This window comes from Vibrio sp. D173a (assembly GCF_030248475.1).
Genome location: NZ_JAHGAH010000111.1, coordinates 1 through 17,135, shown reverse-complemented (window position 1 = coordinate 17,135; position 17,135 = coordinate 1). Strand labels below are relative to the sequence as shown.

Sequence of the window (17,135 nt, the reverse complement as noted above, 5' to 3'; positions counted from 1 at the left end):
GATAATAATCGTGCTGAACGCGCCATTAAACCGCTGGTCATTGGCAGAAAAAATTGGCTGTTCTCAAACACACCAAATGGTGCTGATGCGAGCGCGATGCTTTACAGCATCGTCGAGACAGCGAAAGCCAACGGCCTTATCCTCTACGACTACATGGTCAAGTGCATGAAAGAGCTCGCGAAAGCGGAGCCTGATATCGATGCGCTCCTACCTTGGAACTTCAAACATTAACAACACCGCCCCGTGGGTTCATGGGGCGCATACCATGAAACAGTAGAGGATGGTAAAAACTACGAGTCTGTAGTTAATGCCATTCAACTTGAATGGATAGAACAAGCTTTGCTTGATACATCTAAAGCAAGTATTAGGAGACGACGTTTACCAGCGCAACAAGCGGTTTGGCTTGTTATTTGGATGGGACTGCAACGGAATAAATCAATTAAGGAAGTGTTTAGTTCTCTTGACTTAGCTCTTCAACCCGAACCTCAGAATACATGGTCTCGTGTTGCACCTAGTGTGCTAACTGACTCTAGGCGACGTTTAGATGAGGCAACTCTTGCCGCTTTGTTTAAAACCTCTGTGGCGGCTTGGGAGAGCGACGCACTAGTAAAAGATAAGATGCTAGGGCTAAGCATCATGGCCGTGGATGGTACAACTTTTCGTTGTCAAGATTCAGAAGACAATGCGAAAGCATTTGGATTCATTTCTCAAAAACATAAACCTTACCCTCAACTTCGCTTAGTCGGCCTGATGGCGACCGAGACACGCTTTATGATGGGGGCTGCATTCGATGCTTGTCAGGTTGGCGAGGCAACGTTAGCACGCAGATTATTAGCAGACGTTCCAGCCAACTCGCTAACATTGTTTGATCGTTGCTACTTTTCCGCCGACCTGTTGATATCGTGGAATGCAGCAGCCTCCAATAGTCACTGGCTAACCCCTGTAAAACGGAAATTAAGATATGAAGTTGTAGAGCACTTTGCTGAAAACGACATGCTTATTTCTATGCCTATCTCACCACAAGCTCAGCGTAATAACCCTAATTTACCGACTCATTGGCAGGCACGCCTCATCCTCTATAAAGACCCAAAAGGTGAAATTGAAGGCTTTATAACTTCCCTTGTTGATCCTGAGAAATACTCATTAGAAGATTTATTAGCTGTCTATTGGCAACGTTGGGAAATAGAAGAAGGTTACGGTGAGATAAAGCAAACTCAGCTACAAAGCGAGGTTACCTTGAGAAGTCGTTTTGCTGTTGGTGTTAGACAAGAGCTTTGGGGAATACTGCTAGCGTACAATTTGGTGCGCTTAGAGATGATTCATATTGCTCAAGACGCCGATGTAAGCCCAACTAGAGTTAGCTTTACAGCGGCAATAAACTTAATAGATACCCAGTTACGTTGGTTGGCACTGAGTCCTGATGGAGCTCTACCGAGCAAACTCAAGCAAATGAGGGAAAGCATAAGTCACTTCATTTTACCGGATAAAAGAAAGGACCGAACGTATCCACGTTCAGTCCTTTTTGTCCCTACAAAATATCCATTTAGATATAAGCATTAATGCTTATCCGAACGGCATTGCATCGTCGGATGAGCCTTTTTGTTTGCTTTGTTGTCTCTTTACTATTGGTGTTATTGCTATCGCTACAGCCATATAAGCAGTGCGAAAATTAACAGACTCAACACGATACCAAACAGAACAATCCGCCCCTGCATTTCTGTCGAGACGGGACGATGCGGCCTTTTACCTAACGTCAGAATATACAATCCCGCGTAACCGATACTATAAGCAACCCTATCTAAACAAAGTTCGATCAACAACCAACGAATAAGTGCTCCCAATATCCTAAGCGCACCTATAACTAATTCTTCCATTTTTCTTTTCCTATTCCATTTTATTTTCAAACCACTGACGTTAAAGAGTTTTTCTTACAAAGGCTGTTCAATGGTTTGCTTTGTTCTGACGCAGGTTTAGGAAACAGGTCTATTATTATCACGGTATACCCAAGTGACCTTAGCATACAAGCAACGAGATTATTTTGGTATATCAACTCGTTGATTTAGAGAGGAATATTATGAAAAAGACACTATTAGCACTAACTGGTGCAGCCGTCATCTTAGCAGGCTGTCAGGATGAGAAACCCGCGGAGACAACTGCGGTTGAGGTTCCTCAAGCAACAGAAGTTGAAACCACCGTTGATGCAACACCGATTGAAGAAGAGCAAGTGATCACCACAGATACTTTTGTTGATTCTGGTCACAACGCGCAAAATGCGCTGGATTGGAACGGCATTTACAAAGGCAAACTTCCTTGTGCTGATTGCGCGGGTATCGATACCACGCTAACCCTGAACGAAGACGGCACTTACTCATTGGTAGAGCTGTACGAGGGTAAAGAAGGCGACCCAATCAAATCGGAAGGTAAGTTCACTTGGAACGAATCAGGCAACACCATTACATTGGTTGATGAATCCGGTCCGAACCAGTACTTCGTTGGTGAAAACATGCTAATGAAGCTGGATATGAACGGCGAAAAAGCGACAGGCGAGCTAGCGTCATTCTACAACCTAAGCAAAATGCCTTAATGCTGAATAGCGATTTCATCTCATCCTGATAAAGACCCAATCCGAGCCTCCCCAGCTCGGATTTTTTCATTTTCGTGAGAGAACAGCGAAGCAATCACTCAAATTACACTACAAGCACTGCTGTTTAAGCCAGTTGGTCAACTTAATGATTTCTGGCTGGTGAGCTCGATTCTTCTTATACACGAAGTAAAAGCTGTCTCCCGTTTCCAGTCCATGCGAAGGGATATAGACCAAATCCTGAGCTTTATCTCGTTCATTCAACATGAAGTCATTAGCGAACGTAATGCCTTGGTCGTAACGAGCGGCTTCGATAGCAAGCAGCATGTGACTGAAGTGCTGCATATCAATGTCTTTTGGCAGTTCAAACCCACCGGCTTTGCACCACTCTGCCCAATCTTTACCTCGTTCGCGATAGATAGAGTCAGTAGAAAGGATCGGATAGTGCCAGAGTGCATTCGGCATTGGTTGGTCTTGAATTTCTTTCCAGATATTGAGGCTACATACCGGATACAAAGTCTCATCATATAAGCGTACTGCCATATAATTACGCTTCGGCTTTTGCACTGTGATAAAACAATCACCAACACTATCGGTTTGTTCGGGATCTCCGGCGACCATATTGAGTGAGAGATCGATTTCTGGATACTGACGCTTAAAGTCCGCCAATCTTGGGATCAGCCATTTCACCGCCAGCGAGCTGTAAATCGCTAGCCGTAGACTTCCCTTTTCTCCTTCACGCACCTTTTGACTCGCCATCGCAATCGCGCTAATAGCAGGGCTGATATCTTCAAGATAACGAAAGCCGGTATCCGAGAGTGACAACTTACGCCCCTGGCGAATAAACAAGGCTTCACCAAGGTAGTCTTCTAATATACGGATCTGATGGCTCACCGCACTTTGGGTCACGTTGAGCTCTTCTGCTGCAAGGGAAAAACTCAAATTGCGCGCAACGGATTCGAAACAGTGGACCGCTCTAAGAGGTGGTAGTTTCATTATCTAAAAATCTCATACTTAAACTAATAAATATCATTTCAATTCACCCTATGACATCACCTACTCTTTGGCAAAGAATGAGGAGAGGAATAAAGTGAAAGTCACATCTGTCGGTGCAGCCATGCTGCTATTAATCGTTGGTAACCTAGTTGCGGTGCTCTCAGACGCTTTGATCAAAAGTGTCGGTAATTAAGTGCCGGTTTTTCAGTTTGTGTTTTACCGACAATTGTCAGCTGTGATGATGTTACTACCCGTGTATTTACTCACTAAACAAGCCCCATTAATGGAAGGCTTCAAGTGGCATGCAGTTCGTGCGCACGTTTGGTTAACTGGCGCGATTTTCATGGAGTTTGCCATCTCGTCGATGCCACTCGCCACCGCGAACGCGATCTTCTATGCCGCGCCTTTGATCATGCTGCCACTGGCGGCCATCTTCTTTGGAGAGAAACTTTCCGGTCAATCAATTGCGGCGGCAGTGTTGGGCTTTGCAGGCGTGCTTGTGATTATTCGTCCCGATCAGATTGATTGGGCAGCACTATCGGCATTGGTTGTCGCAGTCACTTTGGCGATCAACAACCTGCTGATCCGCAAACTGCCAAAGAACCAATCTGTGCCACACACACTGTTGATGACTAACCTAGCCGGCATCCCGGTATCATTGTTGTTGGTGTTTATTGAAGGTGAAGCATGGGATTGGAGTTACTTCCCTATTGCGGCAGGTTCAAGCTTGTTCATCATGATTTATGCAGCAACCTGTGTGTTGGCTTATCGCTCTATCGATAGCAACAAAATTGCCAGCGCAGAATATAGCGGCTTGATTGGTGCAGTAATCGTTGGTTTGATTTGGTTTGGTGAAGTGCCGGATATCTTTATGGCAATTGGTACTGTAATGATTGTGGTGCCTCTGGTTTGGCTATCCAAACGAGAACGCCGCAAACAAAAACAAGCGCAAGCTGCCAAACTCGCAGAAGAGCAACAGCACCACCAAGCTCCTGTGGCGTAGACGACACCGAAACAAGGGGCAATTCACTGTCCCTTGTTGTTTGGTAACAACTGCTATAGTTAAAAACGTAAATAATAAAACTAGGGCAGTACTGAATTCGTCACCACCCCCCTCTGTTTCTGAACATTCTTATTTTTTTAGGGTGACTCTCGCTCTCGATACAATTCACAGCTGCCTCTTATTTGAGGTCTTGTGCATGCAAAACGTATTCAAATCGACACTTCAACACTTTGTCACTTCCGCACTTTTCGTTATTGTCTTATTTAGCTCAGCCTCCTTCGCTGCCCCTCTCAAAGTCGGTACTTATCCCTGTCCTCCCTTTGTTATTCATTCGACTGGTGAAGAACTTAGTGGCCTGAGTGTTGAGCTATGGGAGCGAATTGCCAAAAACATGGGAGTAGAGTTTCAGTTTGAAAATCATCCTCTCGACGATCTCCTCGGTGCGATTGAAACTGGCCAAGTCGATATTGGTGTCTCCTGTATATCGATCACACCAGAACGAGAGTTATTTGCCGATTTTTCTCACTCCTTTTATGAAACACACCTCGCCATCGCGGTTAAGCGTCAAGGCTACCTACATACCTTAAAATCGATATTCTTGAACCCTGCGTTATGGCTGATCATTGGGGCAATTGTATTGATAGCAGGCTTAGTCGGCGCTTTTTTCTACATCATAGAGAAAGGAAAGAATGAAAAGCTGTATTCAATGAACAGTCGAATCGGTCGCTGGGTTGAGAGCTTTATACTTGGCTTACTGTTTATCACTCGCGGCCCGTTCAATTATTTTGAGTTTAAGAGCCTGACTGGGCGTATCGTCACTGTTCTAATCGGTGTACTTAGCATGCTCTTCATCGCAAGTATTACCGCTGTTTTAGCCAGTAAGCTCACGCTCAGCCAAGGATATTCTCAAATCAAAGGCGTCAATGACCTTGCCAAAGTTCAAGTTGGCGCCAAAGGAGCAACGACCTCTTCGCTCATGCTCACCAGTTTTGGTATTCGACACAAAAGCTACGACGACATGACAACCTTGCTGGAAGCATTGGAGAACGGTGAAGTTGAAGCAATTGTCGCTGATGATGTCGTCCTAAAGTACATGATTGGTAACGGCAGACAGAGCGGACAATTTGAAAACCTTGAAGTGTTACCTTACCAATTGGAAAAACAAAACTACGGTTTCATCATGACCGAAAACAACCAATATGAGGAAGAGATCAATCGCGCATTATTGCAGATTAGAGAGTCGAGAGAGTGGCGCAAAACCTTAGTCGACTATTTTGTCGAGAAGTAATTACTGCATGATCAAAAAAGCCCTTTGCTCGTTTAAGCAAAGGGCTTTTATATTCAAGTTTGTCGGCGATTATTGCGGTAGAACCACTTTGCCATCTTGAATTGGGAATGTCTTGCCTGCAGGCTTGCTCTTCATACGAACCGTGGTTGGCGCACCAGCAACCTCGTAAGTGACATCGTAACCGACTACTTTTTCAGAAGTCGTGTACTCGGTATGACATTGCTTCTCAGTTGATGTCACAACATCACCCTTCTGAACATTGTCTTGGATTTCGCGACCCGCCATTGCACCCGCGATAGTGCCTGCCGCCGTTGCAATCACTTTACCTGAACCGCCACCAATTTGGTTACCTAACGCAGCACCTGCCGCGGCACCACCGACCGTGCCGAGGATCTTGTTGTTATCCTTCGGTGCAACTTGGTGAGTCACAACCACGTCTTTACACACTTGGTGTGGGTTCTTCACTGTTTCAGTTACCGCTTCAACAAGCGTAATGTTCGCTTCTGTTGGTGCCGGTGGCGTCTTATCTTTACAGCCTGCTAGTACAGCAACAACACCTGCAGCGATTGCGATAGATTTCATATTCATGGATTACTTCCCAGTACAGTTATCTTTGCTTGGCGGTATAGTAAATCGCGAACTGAAATTCACATCAGGTCAAATTAAGCCTTCTGTCATTAGCAGGTTAAAAAACATTGTTTTATTAAGATGACGTCAGCAAAAAAGCAAGCTACGGTAAATCAGAGCTAGATCACATCAGGGTGAGCTATGAGTATTCGGCTAACTACATTGTAAGGATGGGTAATAATTACGCAGGCACCATCCATCGCGTCCAAAATGCAAGCAACATCGAAGCAAACATAACCCAACAAGTGTCGCCGCTGTTAATGTGCCAACCAAGCTCAAGCGATAGCTAAAATAGAAGACTGAAATCAGATACGCGGCATAAGGAATAAGAGAATAGATACCAAACAGTGCCGTTTGCCGCAAGGCTTCCATATCTCGTTCACTGCCCACAATAAAATGAGCGATCAACGCAAAAGTTGGAAACAATGGCACCAAACCCGCGATGTAGAAGCTTTTCGACTTCGACAGCATAGCAATGATCAACACTGCGACTGCACCGAGTAAAGATTTAAGAAAGAGACTCGTCATCCGATTTTTCCAGAATGCTTAAGCCAAACTTAAAAACAATTCATCATTCGTTAGATACTTATGACGATGGCTAAGGCTACGTAAGTGCATAAACATAAAGTCAGGAAAACCCAGAGCAATGATATTGTTTGGCTCCCAGAAAATTCCGCCAACAAATACGTAACGGCCTTGTTTTTCATCGTCATGCAGAGGGTTATTAATTGGTGTCGTCAGTTCAGCGCGGCAACCTTCAACAACACACACGATTTGCCCCTTGTAAATGCCAATTACACGCTTAACAAGGTTCGCTTTGATGCCACACTTCCACGCTTGGCGCGTCGCCCACTCATAACCGTGTTTGTTAATCACTTTCTTCTGTAGATGCACAACCAAATTCATCGTAAGTTCCCGACCTGATCTTTGTTTGTACTATAACCAAATCGCCTTTTACTTAACGATTTTTAGGATTTTTCTGACATTAGAAGCTGGAATGTGTTGCATAGAATAATAACAAATTTATAAAAATAAAAATGACAACACGGTGAAGTATGGCTTTTGATGATTACTGGAAGAAGGTTCGAGAAAAACACCTAAAGAGTGCCGACCTAGAGGGGCTTATTGTAAAGAGGGTTCGTGCCAATACAGGCAGTAAACGTCTCCCTTATCGCACAAAGTGTGGGGCACTGTGCGAGATCAAATATAACGAAGTTTGTGAGGCACAAAAAGAGTGATGCATTTGCACCACTCTTTTTATCAATAATTCACTTCTCTTATCAGGCGTCGATGAGGTAATTATCTCCTTCATCCTCTAGACGGTCGATCAGTACACGGCACTCGTCAAGATCAAGTGGCTGCTCAAAACGACGCTTCAAGTTCATTAAAAAGAAGATGTCTTCGCACATCGCTTTCTCTGGCTCATCACTGATTTTAGCAACTGGTGAGCCATTGCATGACACCATCTTAATCACAATAGACAGTGGCTTGTATGCGATGCCTTGCGCGTTTGCGTAATCACCCATGTCGTTCGCTAGTGACGTACCAATACCAAAACTCACTTGAACACGATCTTGGAAGTGCTCACAAATTTCCAGCGCTTGCTCGAAGTTCAAACCATCGGTAAACACTAAGGTTTTCGTCATTGGGTCGATGCCAAGCGATTGGTAATGCTCGATCATCTTCTCGCCCCATGTGTAAGGGCAGCCACTATCATGACGCACTCCCACGTACGCGTTACTGAGTTCTTCATCAAAGTCTTTTAAGAACGCATCAATGTCAATAGTGTCCGTTAACGCGATACCTAACGCGCCGTTAAACATCTTTTGCCAACGTTGCAAAGCCACCTTTTGTGAATCACGAACATTCACCAATGCTTGATGACCCATAAACCATTCATGCGCCACAGTACCAATCGGTGTTAGGTCTAGCTCTTTCGCCAAGTGGTAGTTGCTGGTTCCTGTTAAGCAGTCAGGCAACTCTTTGCTCAGATACTGCAGCATTGAGCGTTGCGCTTGGAAAGAGAAACGACGACGAGTCGACATATCGGCAAACTTAAAGTTGGTGATATTGCGACGTTTCAGTTCTGCTTTAAGGTGACGAACCTTCTCTTCTAAAACAGATTGGAATTGCTCGACTGGAATCTCTGCCCAACGTGCACGACTACGCACTTCGGACACAATACTCATGATGATGGTTTCGTAGAGAATGGTTTCTTTCCAAAGACCATTGATGGTAATGCGCAATTGGCTGGTACCATCTGCCATGGTTTTAATGTTAAAAGAAACGTCACGTTGAGGATTAAAACGAAACGCGTGCAGCGCATCAACAAACTCAGGGTTTAGATAAGGTGCAACACCTTTGATGTACTCGATTTCTTCAGTGGAGAAAGTGATGTCTTGCAGTTTAAGTACTTCAGCTTTCACCTCTGGCAGTAATTCAGACAGGTCTTCTTCGCTGCGTACGATGAATTTATAAGACACCATCGCATCGGGATAGAGCGCTGCAACAGCACTCATCATATTCACTTTGTATACGTCAAAATCTAACGCACTTTGGATGATGCGAGACGAAAATAAATTGGTGGTCATTCGGAGCCCTTCTACACGCCCTTTTTCGTTTATACCCAAATTCCCTCTGCACGGTACAAACCGCATCTTATTGTTTTCCCAACCAAGTTGGTGGAAAGTTCTCAACAAGGCAAACTTGGGTATATAACTTGTTGTTACTAACTTAATTGCGTAAACAATAAACACCCACTTAGGGTTTGTCAACTTTTGTTACTAACTACTCATTTCTATAAGGTTTTTACGCACAAAAATCCGACAGTTATTGTGGATAACCTCAGCAGATAAGCACACCCTTGCTTAAAGAGAAACGCTAGGCAGCGATGAGCATGTTTCTAACAATCGGTTACTTACCCATTGATTGACTACTTGTTATGCGCTAGATTACTTACAAATTATTCTCAGGACCAAATCATGATCGTAACCGTCGACATCATTCCATTCAGGCTATCTGGCTGCGCCGATAAAGGGTTGGAAGTGTTGCTGATCAAACGTTCGAATCCGGAACGTCCGTACCACGGTGTATGGGCTCTTCCCGGCGGGTTCGTGTTTGATAAAGACATGACCGACGAAGGTGGACGACCAGCAGACGAAAACTTCGAAGCGGCACGACGTCGTATTTGCCGAGAAAAAATCCACACCTATCCTCGTCACTTTAGTGAAGCCTTTGTCGATGGTGACCCAAAGCGCGATCCTGAGGATTGGAGCCTGAACATCACTCACTACGCCTTGGTTGACCGTAACAACAAAGAGCAAATCGATAACGCTGGCGTACCAGAATGTCATCTGAAGTGGTTTCCGCTCCAAGCAATCCTTGATGGTGAAGAACCCCTCGCTTTTGATCACCAAAAGATGATTGAAAAAGCATGGCAAAAGCTGCGCGCCTCTATCGAATACACCTCTGTCCTGCTGTTCGCACTTGATAAAGAGTTTTTGGTTGCCGATATTATTTCCGCCTATCAAGAGTTCGGCATCGACATCAGCCGAATGACGATCAAACGCCGTTTGATTGATTCCGGCGTACTTAAGCCGACCAACAAAGTCGCTTCTACCAACAAAGGCAAAGGCGGTAAGCCAGCTATGGTGTACGCCCTAGCAAGCGACGAAGTCACCTTTTTCCAAAACTGCTTGCGTGGCTAACGCAAGCATAGAGACAGACAAGGAGTCTGCCATGACCGTTCGAGTTAATTATCAAACCACTGCTGTGATCGATGTCGATCCAGAGAAAGGTTTCACCGAACTTTGCCCTGACGAACTGCCAGTTACTGGCGCATTAGAAATCGTTCCAGAGCTGCTTAAGAACCACACGAAAGGTCGTTTGAAATTAGTCAGCCGTGACTTGCACCCACCAAAAGCGGCTTGGGATGCAGAAACGCCAGCAAATATGCTTGAGCCAGTTGGCCTGCCCAATGTGGATATTAAGTGGAACCGCCATTGTGTGCTTGGTACTACTGGGGTAGAACTGCTAGACGGTCTGCCACCTGTTCTGGAATACGATTTCCAAGTCAACAAAGGTATGGATCCAGACGCTCACCCTTACGGCATCTTTTTCCATGACGTGGCGGATACCAAAACCACCGGTGCGAATGAGTTCTTAAAATTCAACCACATCGACACCGTGGTTGTTGGTGGCTTGGCACTCGATTTTTGTGTGAAAAAGTCCGTCACTCAAGCTCTAGAGTTAGGTTTCAAAGTGATTGTGAACCTAGCATCTAGCCGCGCGGTATTGCCAGATACTATTAATGCGGTCATTGCTGAAATGGAAGAGAAAGGCGCGGTGTTTGTTAAAAATGCAGATGACATCATCGTAGAAAACTTCGCTTAGTCCCCCTCTGAATAACAAAAAACGGTCCAGCAAAACTGGACCGTTTTTTTGTTTTTGCGTGTACTAAGCTTGGGGGATTACTTAATTACGCCACAAACCATGCGCGCACCACCACCGCCAAGTTTCGCTGGATGATCTGAGTGGTTGTCACCGCCAAAGTGAACCATAAGCGCTCGACCTTTTACATCCGCTAGCTTAACTCGTGGTGCAAGCACAGGTTGATTCGCCATGCCGTTTGCATCTACGTACATTGCAGGTATATCACCTAAGTGGTTGCCATCAGTCCAAGGAAATCCATGCTGACCAGTACCTTTAGGGTCATAGTGACCACCAGCAGCACCACCTAACACTGTTTTTCCATCTTTAATGCTGCTATCACAAGAGCCATTAGCGTGGATATGGAAACCATGAGCACCAGATGGAAGACCGCTTAAGTTTGGAGTGAAAACCGTACCATAATCGCTAGTTGTAATCGCAACTTCGCCAACAGACTTACCTGTTGCAAGATCGGTCATTTCCACCGTTAACTCATCGGCAAGAGCCGAACCTGATAGCAAAACGCAAGCCGCCATTAAGGCACTTAGTTTCATAAAATAAGATCCTTATTGTTAGTATTGTTTTTGAACTCAAGCATATGCTTGACTCTTTACTTATTTCATCGCGAGTTTCCCGTAGGAGAACTAAGCGTGATGTTATTTTGCCAAAGATTTCAGAACATCACTCTGCCCAAAAACTTCGGCAAATTCTTTGAGATTTAGACCCGATTTATTACGTAGCTCTGGAGAGCAGTCAGCTTGATAGAGGTCCTTAGCAATACCGACTTCACGCTTAATGAGTGCCCCCATTAATGCGGTGTTACCACGCTTATCTTGCAAGCAAGCATTAGCACCAGCGTCCAGTAGGTAACGGACGGTTTCTCTATTGCCTTGGTATGCTGCAACCATCAATGCCGTATAACTTTGGTTATTGCGTTGATCAATTGGAAAGCCCTGTGAAACAAAGGCTTCAACCACCTCATTATTGCCAATTCGGGCAGCATCAAAGAACAGCGTTACTAAAGACTGATATTCCGTTTCTAGCTTTTCTTCAGAAGCATACAAACTGAAAGACAAGCTCAGAGAAAACAAAATAGAACTGAGCAAAAATAGTGTTTTCATCGACTCACCCTCATCAAATCAAGAATGGCCTACAGGAGCCCTGTTTTCCGGGCAGAAAAGAGCAGATTTATCTCCCGTAGGCCAAAACTTTACGCCTACATCATCGCTTTGTTTTTAACTTGCGAGAGATTTGTGTCGGTCGCTTTTGCTAGGCGCGTACCGTACTCTTTGTCTGCACGATAGAAATAGCTCACCATCGTTGCCTTGACGTCTTTATCCATTACCTTGTTCAGATCACCAGCAAGGTTAGCAATCAAGTCTTTCTTGTCTTGCTCGTTCATGCTGCGGTACAACACACCCGCTTGGTAGAAATTACGTGGGTTGCTGATCGCTTTTTGTTGAACAGTACCAACCAACTTGGTTTCAACCGCTTTAAACTGCGTGTCTTCTACCAGTTCAAGCTGACGGCTTGGCTCGTAGTTTACGTCCCCATTTGCTGCCTGAGCATTATTGCTCACACCATTTTGATTGTGGTTATTTACCGGAGCTAACGGACGATTCACTGGCAGTTGGAATAAATTCGCACCCAAGCGATATAGCTGTGTATCCGCGTACGCAAACAAGCGACCTTGCAGCAAGCGATCTTCAGAAGGCTCGATGCCAGGAATCAGGTTTGAAGGCGCAAATGCCGACTGTTCGGTGTCTAAAAAGAAACTTTCAGGCAGTCGATTCAACGTCATAGTACCGACTTTTTTATCTGGTACGTTCAACCATACTTTGGTCGCATCCAAGCCGTTGTAGTCGAGCTTGCTCAACGCTTCTGGTGATAATACCTTCACGTAAAGATCCCATTTAGGGTAATTACCACGCCCAATTTCCTCGTACAGATCATTGGTCAAATGGTTAAAGTCTTTGCCCTGCATAGCGGTGACCTCATCAGGACGAAGACTTTCAATACCCTGTTGGCTCTTCCATTGGAACTTCACATAGTTCACATCGCCTTGCTTATTGATCCACTTGTATGCATGAACGCCAAATCCATCCATTGTACGGTAACTCGCAGGCGTCCCTAGGTTACTGTAAACCCAAGTCAACATGTTGGTCGCACTCGGCTCATGACTGAAGAAATCAAAAAAACGATTTGGGTCTTGTACATTCGTTACCGGGGACGGTTTTAGAGAATGCACCATATCTGGAAACTTAATCGAATCACGGATAAAGAACACAGGTAGGTTGTTACCTACTAAGTCCCAGTTTCCTTGCTCAGTATAAAATTTGGTTGCGAAACCTCGTGGATCACGAAGTGTCTCTGGTGAGCCTTTCGAGTGAATAACGGTCGAAAATCGAACGAAAACAGGAGTTACCTTTCCTTTGTTAGTAAAAGGAGCGGAAACCGTTAGATCACTAAAATCACCAGAGGCAACGAATTCACCGTGAGCCCCCGTACCACGAGCATGCACGACACGCTCAGGAATACGCTCACGAGCAAAACGCTGCAATTTTTGGATCAGATGAACGTCTTGCAGTAATACACTGCCGTTTTCACCTGCCGTTATAGAGTTTTGGTTATCACCAACTGGTGCACCATTGTCTCTTGTCAGGGTTTGCGCCTGTAGAGATGTGCTGGCTAAGCCAACTGTAATTAATAAAAAGCTTTTTGACATCTGCATGGTTGCTCTCCAATGCGTGCTAACCATTTAGCCATTCATATGGCAAATGGGTATTCAAAAGCTCTTTTCTGCCCACCGAGAATATATCTTCAATGATTACATTTGTTTAATGGGAAATAACGATAGATTTAATAGGGAAAATCTATGAAATTTTTCTCAGAACATCAGGTTTAGCAATAAAATTCGAGGAAGTGATAAGTTTCTCGAGGAATGAACCAGTACACTGACAGAAAAACACATCGATGAAAAGGACACCATGATGCCCCAACATGAAAAGTTAAATTACGTTGAGTTTGGTACTCCAGACATCCGCGCAACAAAGCGTTTTTTCGAGCAAGCCTTTGAGTGGAGCTTCGTTGATTACGGCCCTGAGTACAGCGCATTTACAGGTCAAGGTTTAGACGGTGGCTTTTATGTAGCGGAGCAAGTCAGCCAAACAACAAATGGGGCTGCGCTTTTGGTGTTCTACAGCTCAGATATTCGCGCCACGTTAGCCAAAGTTGAGCAGTTCGGAGGGCAAGTCATACGCCCGATCTTTGAATTCCCCGGAGGTTGTCGTTTCCATTTCACCGAACCGAGTGGCAATGAGTTCGCGGTCTGGTCTGAGAGTCATTAATTTATAAGCCAGAATCGGAACTGACATTGGATTATTGGTTGATCTCACCTTTGGTTTAAGTCACTGTTAGCGCAACAATTAATCAATGAGGCGCTAGACCTCGACCAAGGATGTAACATGAGTGCAGCCAGTTTTTTTCGCTTACTTTGTCTCGCTGCTATTTGGGGAGGTTCGTTTCTATTTATGCGAGTCGCCGCCAATACATTTGGACCCGCTTACTTAATTGAGTTTCGGGTAGCCTTCGCAGCAGTAGCATTATTGTTGATTGCCCTCTACCTCAGAAAGAGAGTTGTCTTCTTCAAACACATTAAACACTTTTTCATTATTGGCTTGTTTAATAGTGCCATACCCTTTCTGCTTTTCGCGTATGCAGCACAAACACTGAATGCATCAACGTTAGCTATTCTCAACTCAACGGCACCGATATGGGGGGCTTTAATTGGCTTTGTTTGGTATCGCAGCCCGTTAAGCGCAAAAGCGATTCTTGGCATGATGATAGGTATTGGCGGTGTCGCCGTTCTTGTTGGCTTGGATTCTTCAACCATTGGCAATGAAGCAATATTCCCTATCGGGGCGAGTTTAATGGCTTCATTCAGCTACGGTATTGCAACCAACTACACCAAGAATGCGCGACAAGTACCAGCCTTTGATAATGCTCACGGCAGTATGTGGGCAGCCGTGATTTGGGTACTTCCTTTGCTGCCATTTTTGCCAATGCGGGCAGAACCGAGCACCTTTGAATGGGGCTCTGTGATTACACTCGGTGTGCTATGTACTGGCTTAGCCTACTTACTTTACTTCCACTTAGTCTCTGAAATTGGCCCGACTTCAGCCCTCACGGTCACGTTCCTTGTCCCTGTTTTTGGCATCCTATGGGGCTATTTAATTCTGGGCGAGCCGATCGGCTTCAATACCATCATAGGTACCATTCTGGTGCTTAGTGGAACGATGTTGGTGACAGGCTTCTCCCCTGCCGCCGTGCTTGCTAAGAGAAGGGCAAAGTAGATTCGTTACCCCAACACCACTTCTACACCTTGCTTTCTCAACTGTTCGAGGTCGCTTTTCGGAGCGGCTTCGTCAGTTAACAGCACCGAGATTTCACTCGTTTTACCAATCGAAGATGGGTAGATTTGCCCAAACTTGCTTGAGTCCGTCAGTACGATGTTACGGCGCTTTTTCGCAATGATGGTTTCAGCGATTTCTGCTCGCATCATGTCTCGGCTAGTAAAGCCAGTGTCTTGATGGAAGCCGTCAATCCCCAGGAAAGCGGTGCTGAAATGAATGTTCTCGATACATAGCTTGGTTAACGGTCCAACTAAGCTCTCGCCTTGATGCTGATACACACCACCGAGCAAAATGATGTTAGCTGAGGTGTTACGGATGAGGTGAGCGATGTACGCCGATGGGGTAATGATGGTGACATCACCACGTTCAGCCAACGTGCGAGCCAAGAGCGCATTGGCACTGCCGCCTTCGATTAATACGGTTTCGTTTGGTGATACCAAGTCTGCCGCTTTGTTGGCTAACGCTTGTTTGATGTCGAAGCGCACTTCGAGTCGCGTATCAATATCGTCACTTTGTAGCGCCGTCGCAGCGCCGTGTACACGCTTTAAGTAGCCTTGTTGCTCAAGGAAGTTCAAATCCTGCCTGATGGTCACGCCCGACACGCCAATGATGTCAGAAAGCTCCGTCACTTGAACGCGTTTGCGGTCATTAACCAATTGCAGGATTTCATTTTGTCTTGAGTTCACAGGCTCGCTCCTTATTGATGAGCTTGCAGTATACGCCCGAAGACTTTCATATGAAAGCAGCCTGTGAACGATGGAAGTAAGCTAAACTGCGTTACACCGTAAGCTCAAGACGGTTGCCATCCGGATCTAAGACGCAGCTTTCGTAGTAACCGTCACCAGTTTGTCTCGGGCCGTCGATCCATTGGTAGCCATCATCTACTAAGGTTTTGGTTAATTGATCCACTGCCTTCTGTGATCCTAGAGCGAAAGCAAAGTGTGCCAACCCCGTTACCTGCATTGCATGAGATTTTTCACAAGCGGTCACACCTTCCATCGACATCAACTCCAATCGTGCACCACTTTCAAACGAAAGAAAGTAAGATGAAAACTGTTTAGTTGGGTTGTGGTATTTGTCGTTAGACACCGCGTTAAAGTATTTCTCATAGAAGGCTTTTAGCTCTTCCAAACGTTCAGTCCAAATCGCGATATGTTCAATTTTCATTAGGATTCCCCCTAGCTCTTAACTGCGTTCAATCTAACGAGGAAACGCAGCGCAAAAAAGAGAGCAAATCACTTCTGAGTTGTTCCTGTTTTATGGTTGGAGTTGTGTTTGAATGAAAGTGATGCCCATAATGGCGCAAAGTTTTTCAGGACAGAATGATGGAAGAAATTTACTTCGCAGGCGGATGCCTTTGGGGCGTTCAAGAATTTATGCGCCACCTTCCCGGCGTAATCAGCACCGAAGCAGGACGAGCAAATGGCACGACGGATAACACTCAATCCGAATACGATGGCTACGCCGAATGCGTGAAAACCCAGTTCGACCCTGAACAAGTGTCGGTTGAAACTTTAATGGGGTATCTGTTTGAGATAATCGACCCGCACAGCGTTAACAAGCAAGGTGAAGACGTAGGTGAAAAGTACCGTACTGGAGTCTATAGCCAAAACGAACAACATCTCACCATTGCAAAAGCATTTATCGCCGCAAGACCAGATGCCGAGAAGATCGCCGTAGAAGTACTGCCACTCACAAACTATGTACCAAGTGATGATGAGCACCAAGACAGACTCACGCGCTTTCCAAACGACTACTGCCATATCCCGTTAGATTTGCTGCATAAGTAGGCTTTGTTGC

At 45.2% G+C, this 17,135-nt stretch carries 20 protein-coding genes and 2 pseudogenes; 11 read left to right on the top strand and 11 right to left on the bottom strand.

From position 1 onward, the window contains the following. Positions 1–231, top strand: a 231-nt coding sequence (locus KIV40_RS12525) for a transposase (protein ID WP_285347800.1), incomplete at its 5' end; no start/stop codon positions are given. A gap of 12 nt (positions 232–243) precedes the next feature. Further along, positions 244–1,560, top strand: coding sequence for an IS4 family transposase (locus KIV40_RS12520; RefSeq protein ID WP_285349474.1), 1,317 nt, complete (start codon positions 244–246; stop codon positions 1,558–1,560). An 83-nt stretch (positions 1,561–1,643) separates the two neighbouring features. Here the strand turns inward: KIV40_RS12520 and KIV40_RS12515 are convergent, their stop codons facing one another. Beyond that, positions 1,644–1,874, bottom strand: a complete 231-nt coding sequence (locus tag KIV40_RS12515) for a hypothetical protein (RefSeq protein WP_012129983.1) — start codon at positions 1,872–1,874, stop codon at positions 1,644–1,646. Positions 1,875–2,074: 200 nt separating this feature from the next. Here KIV40_RS12515 and KIV40_RS12510 point away from each other — a divergent pair, with 200 nt between their 5' ends. Beyond that, a complete protein-coding gene (locus KIV40_RS12510; protein WP_285349472.1) occupies positions 2,075–2,584 on the top strand; it encodes a copper resistance protein NlpE in 510 nt (169 codons plus the stop codon). 108 nt (positions 2,585–2,692) lie between these two features. Here KIV40_RS12510 and KIV40_RS12505 read toward each other — a convergent pair whose 3' ends face one another. Beyond that, the gene (locus KIV40_RS12505; protein ID WP_228174241.1) at positions 2,693–3,577 is read right to left on the bottom strand and encodes a LysR substrate-binding domain-containing protein; all 885 of its coding nucleotides are present in this window, start codon (positions 3,575–3,577) and stop codon (positions 2,693–2,695) included. Between the two features lie 94 nt (positions 3,578–3,671). Between KIV40_RS12505 and KIV40_RS12500 the strand changes: the two are divergent. Both KIV40_RS12500 and KIV40_RS12495 read left to right on the top strand, forming a co-directional pair. Beyond that, positions 3,672–4,580, top strand: a pseudogene (locus KIV40_RS12500) (DMT family transporter). A 196-nt stretch (positions 4,581–4,776) separates the two neighbouring features. Next, a complete protein-coding gene (locus KIV40_RS12495; protein WP_103414526.1) occupies positions 4,777–5,868 on the top strand; it encodes a transporter substrate-binding domain-containing protein in 1,092 nt (363 codons plus the stop codon). Between the two features lie 69 nt (positions 5,869–5,937). Here KIV40_RS12495 and KIV40_RS12490 read toward each other — a convergent pair whose 3' ends face one another. The 3 genes and pseudogenes from KIV40_RS12490 to KIV40_RS12480 form a co-directional block, all read right to left on the bottom strand. After that, positions 5,938–6,456 carry a glycine zipper 2TM domain-containing protein gene (locus KIV40_RS12490; RefSeq protein ID WP_285349471.1) on the bottom strand — a complete coding sequence of 173 codons (519 nt, stop codon included), beginning with the start codon at positions 6,454–6,456 and terminating at the stop codon, positions 5,938–5,940. A 220-nt stretch (positions 6,457–6,676) separates the two neighbouring features. Further along, a pseudogene (locus tag KIV40_RS12485) lies at positions 6,677–7,023 on the bottom strand (GlpM family protein). 18 nt (positions 7,024–7,041) lie between these two features. Further along, positions 7,042–7,401: an acyl-CoA synthetase gene (locus KIV40_RS12480; RefSeq protein ID WP_285349470.1), complete on the bottom strand. Its 360-nt coding sequence runs from the start codon at positions 7,399–7,401 to the stop codon at positions 7,042–7,044. A gap of 149 nt (positions 7,402–7,550) precedes the next feature. Between KIV40_RS12480 and KIV40_RS35435 the strand changes: the two genes are divergently transcribed. After that, positions 7,551–7,733, top strand: coding sequence for a hypothetical protein (locus KIV40_RS35435; RefSeq protein WP_005429476.1), 183 nt, complete (start codon positions 7,551–7,553; stop codon positions 7,731–7,733). 42 nt (positions 7,734–7,775) lie between these two features. On the opposite strand, the gene pncB is transcribed toward KIV40_RS35435, so the two are convergent. Further along, positions 7,776–9,086, bottom strand: a complete 1,311-nt coding sequence (gene pncB / locus KIV40_RS12475; protein WP_285349468.1) for a nicotinate phosphoribosyltransferase — start codon at positions 9,084–9,086, stop codon at positions 7,776–7,778. 390 nt (positions 9,087–9,476) lie between these two features. Between pncB and KIV40_RS12470 the strand changes: the two genes are divergently transcribed. Together KIV40_RS12470 and KIV40_RS12465 are read left to right on the top strand one after the other, a co-directional pair. After that, entirely contained in the window at positions 9,477–10,202 is a 726-nt protein-coding gene (locus tag KIV40_RS12470) for an NUDIX domain-containing protein (RefSeq protein WP_285349467.1), read from the top strand. A 31-nt stretch (positions 10,203–10,233) separates the two neighbouring features. Further along, positions 10,234–10,887 carry a nicotinamidase gene (locus KIV40_RS12465; RefSeq protein ID WP_045374383.1) on the top strand — a complete coding sequence of 218 codons (654 nt, stop codon included), beginning with the start codon at positions 10,234–10,236 and terminating at the stop codon, positions 10,885–10,887. A gap of 77 nt (positions 10,888–10,964) precedes the next feature. Here the strand turns inward: KIV40_RS12465 and sodC are convergent, their stop codons facing one another. From sodC to KIV40_RS12450, 3 genes are all read right to left on the bottom strand, one after another. After that, positions 10,965–11,477, bottom strand: coding sequence for a superoxide dismutase [Cu-Zn] SodC (gene sodC, locus KIV40_RS12460; protein ID WP_285349466.1), 513 nt, complete (start codon positions 11,475–11,477; stop codon positions 10,965–10,967). Positions 11,478–11,579: 102 nt separating this feature from the next. Further along, positions 11,580–12,044 (bottom strand): ankyrin repeat domain-containing protein, encoded by a 465-nt coding sequence (locus KIV40_RS12455; protein WP_005429471.1) that lies wholly within the window; start codon positions 12,042–12,044, stop codon positions 11,580–11,582. Between the two features lie 95 nt (positions 12,045–12,139). Further along, complete coding sequence (locus KIV40_RS12450; RefSeq protein WP_285349464.1) at positions 12,140–13,654, bottom strand: catalase; 1,515 nt, start codon at positions 13,652–13,654, stop codon at positions 12,140–12,142. A gap of 259 nt (positions 13,655–13,913) precedes the next feature. Between KIV40_RS12450 and KIV40_RS12445 the strand changes: the two genes are divergently transcribed. Then, a complete protein-coding gene (locus KIV40_RS12445; RefSeq protein WP_045454313.1) occupies positions 13,914–14,270 on the top strand; it encodes a VOC family protein in 357 nt (118 codons plus the stop codon). A gap of 117 nt (positions 14,271–14,387) precedes the next feature. After that, positions 14,388–15,275 carry a DMT family transporter gene (locus tag KIV40_RS12440; RefSeq protein WP_228174246.1) on the top strand — a complete coding sequence of 296 codons (888 nt, stop codon included), beginning with the start codon at positions 14,388–14,390 and terminating at the stop codon, positions 15,273–15,275. A 5-nt stretch (positions 15,276–15,280) separates the two neighbouring features. Here KIV40_RS12440 and KIV40_RS12435 read toward each other — a convergent pair whose 3' ends face one another. Further along, positions 15,281–16,021: a DNA-binding transcriptional regulator YciT gene (locus KIV40_RS12435; protein ID WP_005436345.1), complete on the bottom strand. Its 741-nt coding sequence runs from the start codon at positions 16,019–16,021 to the stop codon at positions 15,281–15,283. 91 nt (positions 16,022–16,112) lie between these two features. Next, complete coding sequence (locus KIV40_RS12430) at positions 16,113–16,502, bottom strand: VOC family protein (protein WP_103414533.1); 390 nt, start codon at positions 16,500–16,502, stop codon at positions 16,113–16,115. Between the two features lie 158 nt (positions 16,503–16,660). On the opposite strand from KIV40_RS12430, the gene KIV40_RS12425 reads away from it, so the two are divergent. Continuing rightward, positions 16,661–17,125, top strand: a complete 465-nt coding sequence (locus tag KIV40_RS12425; RefSeq protein ID WP_285349476.1) for a peptide-methionine (S)-S-oxide reductase — start codon at positions 16,661–16,663, stop codon at positions 17,123–17,125. Positions 17,126–17,135 lie beyond the last annotated feature (10 nt).